Annotated in this window: 9 protein-coding genes, 1 tRNA gene and 3 pseudogenes; 10 read left to right on the forward strand and 3 right to left on the reverse strand. The window is 70.3% G+C overall.

All coding sequences use genetic code 11. From position 1 onward, the window contains the following. From hpaE to BCY76_RS06565, 5 genes and pseudogenes are all read left to right on the forward strand, one after another. Positions 1-1,542 carry a 5-carboxymethyl-2-hydroxymuconate semialdehyde dehydrogenase gene (gene hpaE / locus BCY76_RS06545; protein ID WP_070158924.1) on the forward strand — a complete coding sequence of 514 codons (1,542 nt, stop codon included), beginning with the start codon at positions 1-3 and terminating at the stop codon, positions 1,540-1,542. A gap of 51 nt (positions 1,543-1,593) precedes the next feature. Beyond that, the gene (hpaD, locus tag BCY76_RS06550; RefSeq protein WP_070158923.1) at positions 1,594-2,703 is read left to right on the forward strand and encodes a 3,4-dihydroxyphenylacetate 2,3-dioxygenase; all 1,110 of its coding nucleotides are present in this window, start codon (positions 1,594-1,596) and stop codon (positions 2,701-2,703) included. Between the two features lie 11 nt (positions 2,704-2,714). Beyond that, positions 2,715-3,515: a fumarylacetoacetate hydrolase family protein gene (locus tag BCY76_RS06555; protein ID WP_085437393.1), complete on the forward strand. Its 801-nt coding sequence runs from the start codon at positions 2,715-2,717 to the stop codon at positions 3,513-3,515. Continuing rightward, positions 3,500-4,290 (forward strand): annotated as a pseudogene (locus tag BCY76_RS06560) (HpcH/HpaI aldolase family protein). Before BCY76_RS06555 ends, BCY76_RS06560 begins: the two are co-directional and overlap by 16 nt. 2 nt (positions 4,291-4,292) lie before the next feature. Continuing rightward, positions 4,293-6,189, forward strand: a pseudogene (locus BCY76_RS06565) (FAD-binding monooxygenase). 100 nt (positions 6,190-6,289) lie between these two features. On the opposite strand, the gene BCY76_RS06570 reads toward BCY76_RS06565, so the two are convergent. Then, positions 6,290-8,260, reverse strand: a complete 1,971-nt coding sequence (locus BCY76_RS06570) for an FAD/NAD(P)-binding protein (protein WP_085437395.1) — start codon at positions 8,258-8,260, stop codon at positions 6,290-6,292. A gap of 166 nt (positions 8,261-8,426) precedes the next feature. Between BCY76_RS06570 and BCY76_RS06575 the strand changes: the two genes are divergently transcribed. Then, a tRNA-Ser gene (locus BCY76_RS06575) sits at positions 8,427-8,518 on the forward strand. A 254-nt stretch (positions 8,519-8,772) separates the two neighbouring features. Here BCY76_RS06575 and BCY76_RS06580 read toward each other — a convergent pair. Further along, positions 8,773-9,099: a hypothetical protein gene (locus BCY76_RS06580; RefSeq protein ID WP_139827659.1), complete on the reverse strand. Its 327-nt coding sequence runs from the start codon at positions 9,097-9,099 to the stop codon at positions 8,773-8,775. A 495-nt stretch (positions 9,100-9,594) separates the two neighbouring features. On the opposite strand from BCY76_RS06580, the gene BCY76_RS06590 reads away from it, so the two are divergent. Further along, entirely contained in the window at positions 9,595-10,053 is a 459-nt protein-coding gene (locus tag BCY76_RS06590) for a 23S rRNA (pseudouridine(1915)-N(3))-methyltransferase RlmH (protein ID WP_170922616.1), read from the forward strand. Next, the gene (locus BCY76_RS06595) at positions 10,046-10,807 is read left to right on the forward strand and encodes an NADPH-dependent F420 reductase (RefSeq protein WP_083277192.1); all 762 of its coding nucleotides are present in this window, start codon (positions 10,046-10,048) and stop codon (positions 10,805-10,807) included. Before BCY76_RS06590 ends, BCY76_RS06595 begins: the two co-directional genes overlap by 8 nt. A gap of 78 nt (positions 10,808-10,885) precedes the next feature. Here the strand turns inward: BCY76_RS06595 and BCY76_RS06600 are convergent, their stop codons facing one another. Further along, a complete protein-coding gene (locus BCY76_RS06600; RefSeq protein ID WP_070158385.1) occupies positions 10,886-11,299 on the reverse strand; it encodes a hypothetical protein in 414 nt (137 codons plus the stop codon). A 126-nt stretch (positions 11,300-11,425) separates the two neighbouring features. Here BCY76_RS06600 and BCY76_RS06605 point away from each other — a divergent pair, with 126 nt between their 5' ends. Continuing rightward, positions 11,426-12,031, forward strand: a complete 606-nt coding sequence (locus tag BCY76_RS06605; protein ID WP_070158386.1) for a hypothetical protein — start codon at positions 11,426-11,428, stop codon at positions 12,029-12,031. Positions 12,032-12,104: 73 nt separating this feature from the next. Beyond that, positions 12,105-16,183, forward strand: a pseudogene (locus tag BCY76_RS06610) (ATP-dependent helicase); the annotation flags it as partial. Positions 16,184-16,278 lie beyond the last annotated feature (95 nt).

Consider the following 16,278-nt stretch of genomic DNA (forward strand, 5'->3'; position numbering starts at 1 on the left):
ATGAACTCCCTCGAGACCCAGACCTCGACCCCCGGCACCGACGCCGACGCCCACCGCCTGCCGGAGGATCTGCCGCAGAGCATCCAGCACTACATCGACGGCCAGTTCGTGGACTCCGCCGACGGCGACACCTTCGACGTGCTCGACCCGGTCACCAACGAGACCTACATCCAGGCCGCCTCCGGCAAGGCCGCCGACGTCGACCATGCCGTGGCCGCCGCACGGCGCGCCTTCACCGAAGGGCCCTGGCCGCGCATGCTCCCCCGCGAGCGCTCCCGGGTGCTGCACCGCATCGCGGACCTGGTGGAGACCCGCGGAGATCGGCTCGCCGAGCTGGAGTCCTTCGACTCCGGCCTGCCGATCACCCAGGCTCTCGGTCAGGCCCGCCGGACCGCCGAGAACTTCCGGTTCTTCGCGGACCTGATCGTCGCGCAGGCCGACGACGTCTACAAGGTGCCCGGCCGGCAGGTGAACTATGTGAACCGCAAGCCCATCGGCGTCGCCGGTCTCATCACCCCCTGGAACACCCCGTTCATGCTGGAGAGCTGGAAGCTCGCCCCGGCCATCGCGGCCGGTAACACGGTGGTGCTCAAGCCGGCGGAGTTCACCCCGCTCTCCGCCGGCCTGTGGGCCGGCATCTTCGAGGAGGCCGGGCTGCCGCAGGGCGTGTTCAACCTGGTCAACGGCTTCGGTGAGCAGGCCGGCGACGCCCTCGTCAAGCACCCGGAGGTCCCGCTGATCTCCTTCACCGGCGAGTCCGCCACCGGTCAGCTGATCTTCGCCAACGCGGCCCCGTACCTGAAGGGCCTGTCCATGGAGCTGGGAGGGAAGTCCCCGGCGATCGTCTTCGCCGACGCCGACCTGGAGGCCGCTGTCAACGCCACCATCTTCGGGGTGTTCTCCCTCAACGGGGAGCGCTGCACCGCCGGTTCGCGGATCCTCGTCCAGCGGGAGGTCTACGACGAGTTCGTGGAGCGCTACGCCGCCCAGGCGAAGCGGGTGAAGGTCGGGCTGCCGCACCAGAAGACCACCGAGGTGGGCGCCCTGGTGCACCCGGAGCACTACGAGAAGGTCATGAGCTACGTGGAGCTGGGCAAGACCGAGGGACGCCTGGTGGCCGGCGGCGATCGCCCCGAGGGCTTCGAGACCGGGAACTTCGTCGCCCCCACCGTCTTCGCCGACGTGCCGCCCACCGCGCGGATCTTCCAGGAGGAGATCTTCGGTCCGGTCGTCGCCATCACCCCCTTCGACACGGAGGAGGAGGCGCTCGCTCTGGCCAATGACACCCGCTACGGGCTGGCCGCCTACATCTGGACCAACGACCTCAAGCGGTCCCACAACATCGCCCAGGCCGTGGAGGCCGGCATGGTGTGGCTGAACTCCAACAACGTCCGAGACCTGCGCACCCCCTTCGGCGGGGTCAAGGCCTCCGGGCTCGGCCACGAGGGCGGGTACCGCTCCCTGGACTTCTACACGGACCAGCAGGCGGTCCACATCAACCTCGGTGAGGTCCACAACCCGGTCTTCGGCAAGGCCGACTGACCCCACCCTGCCCATCCCCTCTCACCCTCATCAGCAGCAAGGACGCTCAGCATGACAGACACGAACCCGAACCCCCTCCCGACGCCCTCCACTCCGCCGCCGGACATCCTGCGGTGCGCCTCCATGGAGCTGGTGGTCACCGATCTGCAGCGCTCGCGTGACTTCTTCGTGGACGTGCTGGACCTGGTGGTCACCGAGGAGGACGAGGACGCCATCTACCTGCGCTCCATGGAGGAGTTCATCCACCACAACCTGATCCTCCGGAAGGGAGACGAGGCCGCCGTCGCCGCCTTCTCCTACCGGGTGCGCAGCCCGGAGGACCTGGACCGCGCCGAGGCCTTCTACCGGGAGCTGGGCTGCCCGGTGAAGAGGAACCCCGAGGGCTTCGTGAAGGGGCTGGGCGACTCGGTCAGGGTGCAGGACCCGCTGGGCTTCCCCTACGAGTTCTTCCATGAGGTGGAGCATGTGGAGCGGCTCGCCTGGCGCTACGACCTCTACTCCCCCGGAGCGCTGGTCCGCATCGACCATTTCAACCAGGTCACCCCGGATGTGCCGCGGGCCGTGGGCTACATGGAGACCCTGGGCTTCCGCGTCACCGAGGACATCCAGGACGACGCCGGCACCACCTACGCCGCCTGGATGCGCCGCAAGCCCACGGTGCACGACACCGCCATGACCGGCGGGGCGGGCCCGCGGATGCACCACGTCGCCTTCGCCACCCATGAGAAGCACAACATCCTGGCCATCTGCGACAAGCTGGGTGCGCTGCGGCTCTCCGACCACATCGAGCGCGGCCCCGGCCGGCACGGCGTCTCCAACGCGTTCTACCTGTACCTGCGCGACCCCGACGGGCACCGCATCGAGGTCTACACCCAGGACTACTACACCGGCGACCCGGACAACCCGCGTGTGACCTGGGACGTCCACGACAACCAGCGCCGCGACTGGTGGGGCAACCCGGTGGTCCCCTCCTGGTACACCGATGCCTCCACCGTCCTCGACCTCGAGGGCCGTCCGGTGCCCACCACCGAGCGCACCGACGACTCCGAGATGGAGGTCACCATCGGCGCCGATGGGTTCTCCTACACCCGCGCCGAAGAGGGCGAGGAGTCCATGCCCAGCTGGAAACAGGGCGAGTACAAGCTGGGCCACCAGCTCTGAGGGAGGAACCCATGCTCACCGAGACACAGATCGGCCAGATCGCCGACGAGCTCGCCGACGCCGAGCGGGACCGCACCATGGTGCCGCTGCTGACCGCCCGTCACCCGGAGATGACCGTGGAGGACTCCTACGCGGTCCAGAACGAGTGGCGGCGTCGCGGCATCGCCGCCGGGCGACGCCCCACAGGACGCAAGATCGGCCTGACCTCCAAGGTCATGCAGGCCGCCACCGGCATCACCGAACCCGACTACGGCACGATCTTCGCCGACATGGTCCATGAGACCGGTGCGGTGCTTCAGCACGGGGACTTCACCGGGGTCAGGGTGGAGGTGGAGCTCGCCTTCGTGCTCGGCCGCGACCTCGCCGGTGCAGGGCTGACCGGCCGTGAGACCACGATCTTCGACGTCCTGGACGCCACCGACTACGTGGTCCCCGCTGTCGAGATCCTCTCCAGCCGCATCGAGATGGAGGGGCGCACCATCGTGGACACCATCAGCGACAACGCCGCGATGGGTGCCATGGTCCACGGCGGTCGGCCCGTGCGGCCCCACGACGTCGACCTCCGCTGGGTCTCCGCGCTGCTGTACCGCAACGAGACCATCGAGGAGTCCGGGGTGGCCGCCGCCGTGCTGGGCCACCCCGCCCGCGGGGTCGCCTGGCTGGCCGACCGGCTCGCCGGACACGGGGACCGGCTCGAGGCCGGAGAGATCATCCTGGCCGGGTCCTTCACCCGGCCGATGTGGGTCCACCCCGGCGACACCGTCCACTGCGACTACGGAGACCTGGGAGCCGTGACATGCCGATTCATCTGACCCCCACGCTCCGCGAGCGCCTCGCCGCGGCCGACCGGCCCCTGATGGGCGGGTGGGTCTGCTCCGGATCCCCGATCATGGCCGAGGTCATGGCCGGCGGCGGGCTCGACGTGCTGCTGATCGACATGGAGCACGCCCCCAACGGGCTGGAGTCCGTGCTGGCCCAGCTGCATGCCGCCTCCGGCTATGAGGTCACCCCGATCGTCCGGGTGCCCTCCGCGGACCCGGTGATCATCAAGCAGGTGCTGGACCTGGGAGCGCAGAACATCCTGGTGCCGATGGTCTCCACCGCGCAGGAGGCCCGCGACGTGGCAGCGGCCGCGCAGTACCCGCCGGCGGGCGCCGCGGGATCGGCAGCGCCCTGGCCCGCTCCGGCCGATGGAGCCGGGTTCCCGGGTATCTGGCCCGCGGCGCCGAGCATGTCTCGGTGTTCGTCCAGATCGAGACCGTCGAGGGCGTGGAGAACGCCGAGACGATCGCCGGCGTGGACGGCATCGACGGCATCTTCCTGGGACCCTCCGATCTGTCCGCCTCCCTGGGGCTGCTCGGCCAGCAGACCCACCCGGACGTCGTCGCCGCCGTCGAGCGGTCCTTCGCCGCCGGACGCGCCGCCGGAGTGCCGGTCGGCGTCAACGCCTTCGACCCGGACGTCGCCAGGGGCTACGTGGCCGCGGGCGCCGACTGGATCCTGGTGGGCGCCGACGTCTCCCTGGCCGCCCGCGGCGTCGAACGTCTCGCCGCCGAGTTCATCCCGTCCTCACCCGCAGGAGCATGACGATGCAGTTTCACCACCATGGCTACGTGTCCACGGATCCGCGCGTCCTCCCCGCGGAGGGGATCGGCCTGGACCGTCCCGACGAGCTGCCTGACGAGATGGACGTGCTCATCGTGGGCACCGGACCGGCCGGCATGATCGCCGCCGCCCAGCTCTCGCGGTTCCCCGACGTCCACACCCGGATCATCGAACGCCGGCCGCAGCGGCTGGAGGTCGGCCAGGCCGACGGCATCCAGGCCCGCAGCGTGGAGACCTTCCAGGCCTTCGGCTTCGCCGAGGAGCTCTCCTGCGAGGCGTACCACATCACCGAGATGGCGTTCTGGAAGCCGGACACCGCGACCCCGGAGCACATCGTGCGCACCGCCCAGCCGGTGGACGACCCCCAGGACGTCAGCGAGTTCCCGCACCTGATCGTCAACCAGGCGCGCATCCTGGACCGCTTCGCCGAGTTCATGGAGCGCTCCCCCTCCCGGATGCGGCCCGACTACGGGATCGAGTTCCTGGACCTCACCGTGGAGGACTCCGGGACCCACCCGGTGGCGGTGCGGGTCCGGCACACGGCCGGCCCCGCGAGGGCGAGGAGCGGGTGGTGCGCGCCAAGTACGTGCTCGGCGCCGACGGCGCCCGCAGCCGCGTGCGCGCCTCCATCGGCCGCAGCCTCGACGGCGACCAGGCGAACCACGCCTGGGGTGTGATGGACGTGCTGGCCCGCACCGACTTCCCCGACATCCGCCTCAAATGCGCGATCCAGTCCCACTCCGGGGGCAGCATCCTGCTGATCCCTCGCGAGGGCGGGCATCTGTTCCGCATGTACGTGGACCTCGGAGAGGTCACCCCGGAGCGCAAGGCCCGCATCCGGGAGACCACCGTGGAGGAGATCGAGCAGAAGGCCAACGAGATCCTGCACCCCTACACGCTCGAGGTCCGGCATGTCGCCTGGCACAGCGTCTACGAGGTGGGCCACCGGCTCACGGAGAAGTTCGACGACGTCGACGACGCCTCCCGCAGCCCGCGGGTGTTCATCGCCGGCGACGCCTGCCACACGCATTCGGCGAAGGCAGGCCAGGGCATGAACGTCTCCATGCAGGACGGGTTCAACATCGGGTGGAAGCTGGGGCATGTGCTCACCGGGCGGAGCCCGGAGCAGCTGCTGAGCACCTACTCCGCGGAGCGTCAGGTCATCGCGCAGAACCTCATCGACTTCGACCGCGAGTGGTCCACGATGATGGCCAAGAAGCCGGAGGAGTTCGACGATCCCTCCGAGCTGGAGGACTTCTACGTCAAGACCGCCGAGTTCCCGGCCGGGTTCATGACGCAGTATGAGCCTCGATGATCGTGGGCACCGATGAGCACCAGCAGCTGGCCTCCGGCTTCCCGGTGGGCAAGCGGTTCAAGTCCGCCCGCGTGGTGCGGGTCTGCGACACCAACCCGCTGCACCTGGGCCACCAGGCCGAGGCGGACGGCCGGTGGCGGATCTACGCCTTCGCCGACCGCCCGGCCGCCGGACAGCCCTCCGCGCTGACCGACTGGGCCCGGTGGCTGGCCGAGTCGCCGGACTCCCCGGTGGTGCGCTGCACTCCTGAGGGGGCGGACCTGGATGCGCTGTTCGACGTGAAGGTCATCTACCAGCAGCGGCACACCGAGTTCGAGGTCACCGACGCCCCACGGATCTTCCTGCCGGAGGTCGGCCCGTACCAGCTGCCGCAGTACGAGAAGGTCTTCGCCGTGCTGGAGGGCGAGGACATCTTCGAAACCCGCGGCATCTCCCGAGACGGCGCCGTCGTCGTGGTCCGGCCCGACCAGTACGTGGCCCATGTGCTGCCGCTGACGGACACCGCGGGGCTGGCGGCGTTCTTCGCGCAGAACACCCTGGACGCGCGGACGCGGGTACGCGCCTGAGGGGCGCCTTTCCCAGTGGCTCTGCGGTTCGGGCCCTTATGAAGACGAACATCGCGTCATAAGGCCCGAACCGCAGAGCCAACTGCTGTGCCGGGGCCGTTCAGCGCCCCAGCACGGTCTGCAGGATACTGCCAGCTGCGGCGTCGGCGTCGGCCAGGGTACGCGCCCCTGAGCGCGGATCCCCACCGGATTCGGCGGCGATGGCGGTGCCCCATTGCACGGAGCTCAGCTGCAGCCCCAGCACGTAGACGCCGTCCAGCGGGTGTCCGGCGGCGTCGATGAGGCGGTGGGGCGTCTCGGTGACGTCGAAGCCCTTGCCGGCCCGAGCGGTCCCGGAGACGTCGACCAGCTCCTTGGCACGGGCAAGACCGTCCTTCAGCAGCCCGGCCACCAGGGGCGAGCGGGACAGCTGCACCCGGTTCGCCGGCATCATCGCCTCGATCAGCCAGCGGGCGCGGAACGGCTCGGCGGCGACCCAAGGGGACTCGGCCGTGAAGGTCCGGCTCTCACGGTCGACGTCGTAGACGGGGTCCGGACCCAGGAAGTCGATCACACCGGCGCGGGTCAGGGCGGCGAGCTCCTCGATGCGCTGCAGCGGCGGGCCACTGGCCAGGCCCTCCACCAGAGACTCGAACCAGCCCTCGATGTCACCGACCTGACTGGCCGTGGACACACGCCCGTCGCTGATCAGCGCCTTGAGCTCCATCCGGGCCGCGTGCAGCGCCCCGATCGCCATCTTCACCGGGCTCGCCGCGCCGGCGGCAGAGGACGCCGCGTCATCCTCCAGGTAGGCGAGCATGTGGTCTCGGTGATGGTCGGCGGAGTCGAAGACGACGTCGTCGAAAGGTCTGCCCAGCGATCTGATGTCGAACCACAGCACATCCGGAGCGTGCTCGTGCAGCAGGTGCTGCCCCTGCACCGCCAGCACCTGTTCGCCGACTCCGGGGTCTTCCAGCAGCCGGTCGAACTCGTCCAGGAACGCCTCCGGCCGCGCCGGGAACAGCTCCGGGGACACGGCGGCCAGCGTCCGATAGTAGGTCCGCAGCACGTCCCGGTGGATGAGCGGCCACAGGTGCGCGGCGAAGTCCAGCACATCGTGCCGCCGTTCCGCCTCCTCGACGGCCTGCTCCGTGAAGTGGACCAGCCGGATGCCTGCCGGGACGAACCCGGCGGCGGTGGTCTTCGCCCGGTAGGGTGCGCCCCGGCGGGACCCGGCTATCAGGTGGGGCTCCTCCCCGCTGGGGTGGTACTCCAGACGGCGCCCCGGCGGGTTGTCCGGCAGATGGCGGAACCGGCCGCCGCGCCCGGCGGTGGCCTGGATCATCAGGTCGAAGAAGTTCAGGCCCATCCCCCGGACCAGCACGGCCTCCCCGGCCGGGATCGCGTCGACGTCGACATCGGTGGGGATGGCCGGCGGCGAATAGTGCAGGCCCAGGTCTACGGCGACGTCGGCGAGGTGCTGGGCGGAATCGGAGAGTCTCGCCGGCACATGCCCGAGCGCCAGTACGACGGCGTCCGCCGTCAGCTCGGTGCCGTCGTCGCAGCTGAGGCAGTAGCGCTGGTCGACGGCGTCGTCGCCACCGTGCTGGCTCCCGCCCACCTGGCGCAGCCCTATGACCTGGGAGCGCCGGGACTCCACGGTGACGCCGTCGCGGGCAGACAGCAGTCCCATGGTCCGTTCATGGAGGTCGGCGAGGTACTGCCCGTAATCGGCGCGGGTGGGATAGTCGGCGTCACCGGTCTCCCCGGAGCGTTCCCGGCGCCATTGGGCGAAGCTCTGGGAGACCTCAGAGGGGGCGAGCCCCTGCTGGGTCTCCCCCGCCGGTGCCACGGTCGGGTAGCTGGCCGGGGTGTTCATCAGGTAGAGAGGCGACTGGTCCGGGTCCCAGACGCGACCCGGCCCGTGCGCAGCGGGGTCCAGGACCACGATGCGCAGTTCCGGTACGGGGTCGGGGATGTGGTCAAGGTGGGCCAGCAGGCGCTCCAGGAACGAGGTGCCGCGCGGGCCGGCCCCGACGACGGCGATGACGAGCTCCGTGGTGGCTGCCGCCTGTCCCTGGACCTCACTCATCGGCGGCCGCCTCCTGTCTGCTGATGCCCACTGCTGCTCTGACCAGGGTACTGCGCCGCCCAGCCAGGAGCGTCATGCCGCTTTTGTGCTCCGGCAAGGATTGCCGCTACCCTGGTACAGCGCCTGGACGAGGCATGGGCGATCCCCGTGGGGTCTCAGGCGCACAGGAGGCGTGCCGGAGCGGCCGAACGGACTTCACTGCTAATGAAGGGTCCGGTTAAACCCGGACCGGGGGTTCAAATCCCCCCGCCTCCGCCAGATGTGAGATGCCCCGCTCGGACTGATCCGAGCGGGGTATCGTCGTCTGCACCGCGCGCGTCGTCCGCCGCTGGACGTTCCGACGACCGCGTTCAGAGAATCTTCGGCTCAGCTCAGGCTCGCGCTCAAGAACGGGTCGTAGCGTAGGGAACGCCTCATGGAGGTGCGAGTGATTCGGACCCCCGGGCTGGCCTTCTGCAGCGTCCCCCCTCAGCGCTGGTCAGCCCGGGGGTCTTCTCTGCGCACGGCCGCCTTCAGTCGTCTCGCCGTGACAGCAGCTCACGGACGCGACCTGTCACGGTGATCGCATAGCCGAAGGCCTTGAGGCTGTCTGCCGTAACCGGCAGTCCGATGTCGCGGACGAACATCGCCAGCTCGTCCCAGTCGTGTTCCTCGTCGGACACCGTCCCGTCGGCTCGCACCTCGGGGCCCGTGGTGACGCGTACTTCGTCGATCACGTCCTCGAGGCTCAGCCCTGTCGCCGGGTCCTCCTCCGGCGCCCTTCCGTCGGTGTACCTGATGGACGAGAGCGTGAATCCGAGGTCCCGCAGCATCACGCGTCGCCCATCATCCACGTCCACGAACTCAGCGACGTAGAAGCGGATCGCAGGATCGCAGGATCTCCCACACGCGGCACCCGCTCCAGATCGCACACCGCCCCGAGGCCCACGACGACCTCATCGCCGGACAGGGCCGGCCGATCCATGAGAGGCCTCGTCGGGCGCCCGAGGCCGTCAGGCAGGGGTGCGAAGTGCATGCGGTGGGGACCTCTCCGTGGGTTGAGTCGACCAGTGTGAGCCAGTCTTCCAGAACCCTCGGTCCCGGGACGGCACATGCTCACCGCCGGGACGAGGTCCGACGTCCAGATGATCCCCAGCTCAGCTCAGGCTCGTACTCAAGAACGGGCCGTAGCGTAGGGATCACCTCATGGAGGTGCGAGTGATTCGGACCCCCGGGTTGGCCTTCTGCAGCGTCCCCCCTCAGCGCTGGTCAGCCCGGGGGTCCTCTCTGTGCGGGATCCCCTCATCCGTCGTCTTCTGGACGCCCCTCCAGCGCCCCGCATAGGCTCATGGCTCATGAGCATCAGCGTGGTCGCCATCGGCAAGAAGCATGAGAAGTGGGCTGTGGACGGCATCGAGCGGTACACCCAGCGCCTGCGCAAGCCCTATGACCTCAGCTGGAAGCTGCTTCCCCACTCCTCCCGCGACGGCGAGGCCGCCCGCGCCGAGGAGTCCGGGCGCATCCTGGGCACCATCAAGCCGCAGGACCACGTGGTGCTGCTGGACGAACGCGGCAAGAACATCGACTCGCCCGCCCTGGCGAAGCATCTGCAGAGCCAGTTCGACCTGGGTCACCCGGTGGTCCTGGTGATCGGTGGCGCCTACGGGGTCGACCATGAGCTGCATGCGCGCGCGGATTTCGTCTGGTCGCTCTCCAAGCTGGTCTTCCCACACCAGCTGGTTCGGATGGTCCTCGCCGAGCAGGTCTATCGGGCCCAGGAGATCTCCGGAGGAAGGCCGTACCACCATGTCTGAACCCACTCCGTCTGAACCCACCCCGCCTGAGCACAACCCAGAGCGGCCCTCCGATGCCAGCCCGGACTACGACGTCGCCCGCGGGCCCGACGGTGAGTCCCTGCTTCCCCCGGTGGTGGGGATCCTCGGCGCGGGCCGGGCGGGCACCGCCTTCGCCCGGGCGCTGCTCGCCGCAGGCTTCGGGGTGGACATCTGTTCCACGCGGCCGCCGAAGGCGCTGCGCCACCACCTGAAGATCTACGCACCCGGGGCCACCGCCGTCGATGCTGAGGAGGTGCCCGCGCGTACCCGGCAGCATCCGCGCGGCATCGTCATCCTCGCGGTGCCGCAGGAGGAGCTCGATGAGCTTGACCCCGCGCTGGTGGACGGCTGCGTGCTGATCGATGCGACCAACACGTGGCAGGACGAGCTGCTGCCGCCCTGGCTGCAGGCCGCCGTGGACGAGCAGCTGCCCACTTCTCTGGCCATCGCCGGACGTTTCTCCGGCGCGCGGGTGGTCAAGGCGCTCAACCACGTCGCCCACACCGAATTCGACGACGCCGCCGCTCGCGACATGCCCCTCGACCAGCGTCGCGCCCTGGGTGTGGCCGGAGACGACGACGCCGCCCGGGGCTTGGTCATGGCGCTCATCTCCGCCATGGGCTTCGACCCGGTGTCCCTCGGACCGCTGGCCGCCGGACGGGTGCTGGAGCCGGAGGGCCCGGTGTTCAACCGGCCCGTGCGCCGAGCGGACCTGCTGCCCTACGCCCGATGAGATGCTGCGGGGCGAGGGTGCGACCGCCGCTGGAGTCGCGCCCAGATCCCACGGAGGCCGGTGCGCCGGCGCCCGCCGTCACCTCGACACAGCCTCGATGCGGCCCAGGGCCTCCCGCAGCGCCTCTCTGGCACCGGGGGCGTCGAGGGCATGGCAGCTGACCTCGGTACGATCCTCCTGTCCCACCACCTGGACCACGATGGTTGAGGAACCAGCGACTCCCGCTGCGAGTACGGCGAGGAACAGCCGGTCTTCCATCGCCGTGGCGACTCCGGGCTGGTCTGATGGCAGGACATCGTCGACGAGCTCAGTCAGTGCCTCCTGACGCTGAACGCTCCACTGCACGGGGAACACCACGTTCAAACCCACCACAGGAGTCAGGCGTGAACGGAGGGCCGCAGCATTGCCCAGCAGGCTGTCGGCCAGCGCCTGGCGGAGGACATCAGTCGGCAAGGCAGGAGAGGGGGCGTCCTGGATCACGTCACCAGTCATGGATCGATCCTGCTCCAGGAATCTCCAGGCAGCAACCCCTGGGTGACGACGGCGGAGCGTCGCCGAACTCCCGACCGGCCTGCAGCTCTCCGCTCCGGCCGCTGCCCCGCAGTAGCATCGGCCTCCATGAGCACCATCTCCCATATCCTCATCGAAGCCGCCGACCCCGCGCCCTCAGAGCGCCTCTGGGAGGCCCTCGGCATCAGCGACCGAGTCCAGGTTCGGGCCTCTGAGGCGGAGCCCGACGGCTTCCGGGGATTCACCGTCTCCCTGGTGGTCCCCGGCCCTTCCGACGTCGACGCCCTGATGGACACCGCCCAGGCCGCCGGCGCCACGGTCACGGATCCGGCGTCGAGATCCCTGTGGGGGTATGGCGGTGCGGTCCGCAGCGCCGACGGCACCTCGGTCACATTCGCCTCCTCGTCCAAGAAGGACTCCGGCGCTGCCACCGGTGTGCTGGAGCGGCTGATCCTGCAGCTCGGCGTCGACGATGTGGCCGCTACCCGGACGTTCTACACCGCACAGGGGCTGAGCGTGGGGACCAGCTACGGCAAGCGGTACGTGGAGTTCGAGACCGGATCCGTGACCCTCACCGCGGTGAGGAGGAAGACGGTGGCCAAGGTGGCCGGCGTGGATCCGACCAGCTCGGGCGCCCACCGGATGGCGATCGTCGGCGGCATCGGCCCGCTCACGGACCCGGACGGCTTCGTCTGGGAATCGCTCGAGGCCTGAGCCCTCCCCGTCCCGGGGTAGGGGACCAGCAGGCCGCGCGGACGCGTCAGCTCTCCTCGATACAGTGACGTCCATGGATGCCTCACCCGATCTGAGGGAAGCGCTCGCGCCCTTCACCGCGCCCACCCGGGAGTGGTTCACCGCCTCCTTCGGAGCGCCGACCGCCGCGCAGGCCGGCGCTTGGGACGCGGTCTCCCAAGGTCGCCATGCCCTGGTGGTCGCGCCCACAGGTTCCGGAAAGACCCTCTCCGCGTTCCTCTGGTCGGTGGACAGGCTCTTCGCAGAGCCTGCCGAGGGCACCACGGTGCTCTACATCTCCCCGTTGAAGGCCCTCGGGGTGGACATCGAACGGAATCTGCGCAGCCCGCTGGTGGGCATCGCGCACACGGCGCGCCGCCTGGGCGAAGAGCCCGCCGAGATCACCGTAGGGGTGCGAACCGGAGACTCCACCTCCAAACAGCGCCGAGATCTGGTGCGCCGCCCTCCGAACATCCTGATCACCACCCCTGAGTCGCTGTACCTGATGCTGACCTCTCAGGCGCGACAGACGCTGACGGGGATCTCCACGGTCATCGTGGACGAGGTGCATGCCCTGGCCGGTACCAAGCGGGGAGCCCACCTGGCGGTGTCCCTGGAGCGGCTCGACGACCTGCTGGACTCCCCCGCCCAACGCATCGGCCTCTCCGCCACGGTGGAGCCCCGCGAGGAGGTCGCACGCTTCCTGGGAGGCCGGCAGCCGGTGGAGATCGTCGCGCCGCCGGCGGAGAAGCAGTGGGACATCACCGTGTCGGTTCCGGTGGAGGATCTGGCCAATCCGCACGGCCCGCTCCCCGGTCAGGACTCCGACGGCGCGGACTGGGCCGGGCTCGCTGAGCTCCCCGACGGCAGGCTCACCGACGGCGGGGGCACCCAGCCGCTGCAGCCCTCCGTCTGGCCGCATGTGGAACACAGGATCGTGGACCTGGTCGCCTCGCGCCGCTCCACAATCGTTTTCGTGAACTCCCGACGGCTGGCCGAGAAGCTCACCGGCCGGCTCAACGAGATCTGGCACGAACGGCAGCAGCCACACGACGCGGCGAGCGATGGCGGCGGTGGGGGCGGTGAAGTCGCCGGCGGCGCTGAGGGCGACGACGCGCCGCCTCCGGATCTGGCCCGTTCCCACCACGGCTCGGTCTCCAAGGAGCAGCGCAAGATCGTGGAGGAAGACCTCAAGGCCGGTCGGCTGCGCTGTGTGGTGGCCACATCCTCCCTGGAGTTGGGCATCGACATGGGCGCGGTGGACCTGGTCATCCAGGTGGAGGCCCCGCACGCCGTCTCCTCGGGACTGCAGCGCATCGGCCGCGCCGGTCACCAGGTGGGTGAGGTCTCGATGGGCTGGTTCTTCCCCAAGCACCGCGGGGATCTGGTGTCCACCGCCGTCGTCGTGGAGCGCATGCTGGCCGGGCAGATCGAGGCGCTGCACATCCCCCGCAATCCGCTGGACGTCCTGGCTCAGCAGACGGTGGCCGCCGTCGCACTGGACTCGCTGGACGTGGAGCACTGGTTCGAGACGCTGCGGCGCAGCGCACCGTTCTCCTCCCTGCCGCGCTCCGCCTATGAGGCCACGTTGGACCTGCTGGCCGGGAAGTACCCCTCCGACCGGTTCGCGGAGCTGCGGCCGCGCATCGTCTGGGACCGCGACGCCGGCACCCTGACAGGCCGCCCCGGCGCCCAGCGGCTCGCAGTGACCTCCGGCGGCACCATCCCGGACCGGGGCCTGTTCGGCGTGTATCTCGCCGGCGGCGAGGAGTCCGGCTCCGCGCGGACCGGAGGCCGTCGGGTCGGAGAGCTGGACGAGGAGATGGTCTATGAGTCCCGGGTGGGCGACGTCTTCGCCCTGGGGGCCACCAGCTGGAGGATCGAGGAGATCACCTTCGACCGAGTGCTGGTCACCCCAGCCTTCGGGCAGCCGGCCTCCCTGCCGTTCTGGCGCGGCGACGGGCTGGGACGTCCCGCGGAGCTGGGTGAGGCGCTGGGGCGGTTCCACCGGGAGGTCCACACCGAGGACGACGACGCCGTCGGCGCCCGCCTGCGCGCACTGGGCATGGATCTCTGGGCCCGGGAGAACCTGATCCGGTACCTGGCCGAGCAGCAGGAGGCCACCGGCACCCTGCCCTCGGACACCGCCCTGGTGGTGGAGCAGACCCGCGATGAGCTGGGCGATTGGCGGATCATCCTCCACTCTCCCTATGGCATGCAGGTCCATGCGCCATGGGCGCTGGCGGTGGGCGAACGCCTGCACGAGCGCTACGGGCTGGACGGCTCGGCGCTGGCCTCCGACGACGGCATCGTGCTGCGGGTGCCGATGATGGACGACGATCCCCCAGGGGCGGAGCTGTTCCGGTTCGAGCCTGAGGAGCTGGAGGAGGTCGTGACCGCTCAGGTCAGCTCCTCGGCGCTGTTCGCCGGACGTTTCCGGGAGGCCGCTGCGCGCGCGCTGCTGCTGCCGCGGCAGAACCCGGGCCAGCGCACCCCGTTGTGGCAGCAGCGCCAGCGGTCCTCCCAACTGTTGGAGGTCGCCTCCGGGCACCCGGACTTCCCGATGATCATGGAGGCCATGCGGGAGGTCCTGCAGGACTCTACGACATGCCCGCACTGCTGGAGGTGATGGGCCGGATCGGCCGACGGCGCATCCGGATGGTGGAGGCCACCACCCAGCGGCCTTCGCCGTTCGCCCAGTCGATCCTCTTCGGCTACATCGCCCAGTACCTCTATGAGGGTGATTCCCCGCTGGCGGAACGGCGGGCGGCCGCCCTGTCGGTGGACCCGGAGCTGCTCGGCGAGCTGCTGGGCCGGGTGGAGCTGCGGGACTTCCTGGACGCCGGCATCATCGCCGACGCGGTGGCCCACGCGCAGCGTCTGGCACCGTCACGGCGACTGCGCGGCAAGGAGGGGGCCGCGGATCTGCTGCGCCTGTTGGGACCGCTGAGCGCCGAGGAGCTGGCGGCGCGCCTGCGCGGGTCCGAGGCCGAGGCGCCGGCAGTGGATGACGAAGGACTCGCGGAGGGCCCGGAGACGCCCTCCTTGGACGTGGACGCCGCCCGGGACCATGCCGAGGCGCTGGTGACGGCGCAGCGGGCGTTCCGCGTACGGTGGCGCGGAACGGAGCGCTATGCCGCGGTGGAGGACGCCTCACGCCTGCGTGACGGGCTAGGCGTCCCTCTGCCTCCGGGCATCCCTCAGGTCTTCCTGGATCCGGTCGAGGACCCGCTGGAGGACCTGGTCTCCCGCTACGCCCGGACCCATGGACCCTTCACCACGGAGGAGGCCGCTGCGGAGCTGGGACTGGGGGCCGCCGTCGTCGCCGGGGTGCTGGAGCGGCTGGCCGATCAGGCCAGGCTGGTGCGAGGGCTGTTCCGCCCCGATGTGGAGCCGGACCGCATGGCACCGGGCCAGTCCGAGTGGTGTGAGGTGGAGATGCTGCGCCGCATCCGCCGCCGTTCCCTGGCCGCTCTGCGGGCCGAGGTGGAGCCGGTCCCGCCGCGGGCCTTCGCCCAGTTCCTTGCGGAGTGGCAGTCGGTCACCCCGCAGACCCGCATGGAGGGGCAGGGAGCCCTGACGGAGGTCCTCGCCCAGCTCTCCGGCGTCGCCGCGCCGGCCAGTGCCTGGGAGGCGTTCATACTCCCTGCCCGGATCCGGGACTATCGCCCGTCGATGCTCGACGAGCTGGTCAGCGCCGGGGAGGTGGTGGTGGCCGGTCGGGGGGCCCTGTCCGGGCACGACGGGTGGGTCGCCCTGCACCCACGCGAAGACGCCGAGGCGGGCCTGCTCGTGCGGGCCGACCACACGCCCACGGCGCTGCAGCGCTGGATCCTGGAGATCCTCGACGGCGGCGGCGCCTGGTTCCCCGAGGCGCTGGCCGACCAGCTGGCTCGGAGACGCCCCGCCGAGACCGCGGACGCCGGTGGTGAGGGTGGAATCGATGCTGCGGGCGAGGCCAGCGCCGCCGGTGACGGCGGGCCCGTGAGCACATCGGCTGAGAAGGTCTCGGAGGCGCTCTGGGAGCTGTTCTGGGCAGGATGCGTGGTCCCGGACAGCTTCTCCGCGATCCGCGGGATGCTCACCGGCGGGCGGACGGCGCACAAGGCCACCGCCCGGCCCACGCGGAGTCGGCACACCTCGCGGCGCATGGCGCTGCGTCAGGCGGTGGAGACACGCCGGTCGCTGCGCGGCGTCTCGCCGTGCCCGGACTCCGGGGGGCCGGGGCG

The organism is Nesterenkonia sp. PF2B19, from assembly GCF_001758425.2.
Classification (GTDB): Bacteria; Actinomycetota; Actinomycetes; order Actinomycetales; family Micrococcaceae; genus Nesterenkonia; species Nesterenkonia aethiopica.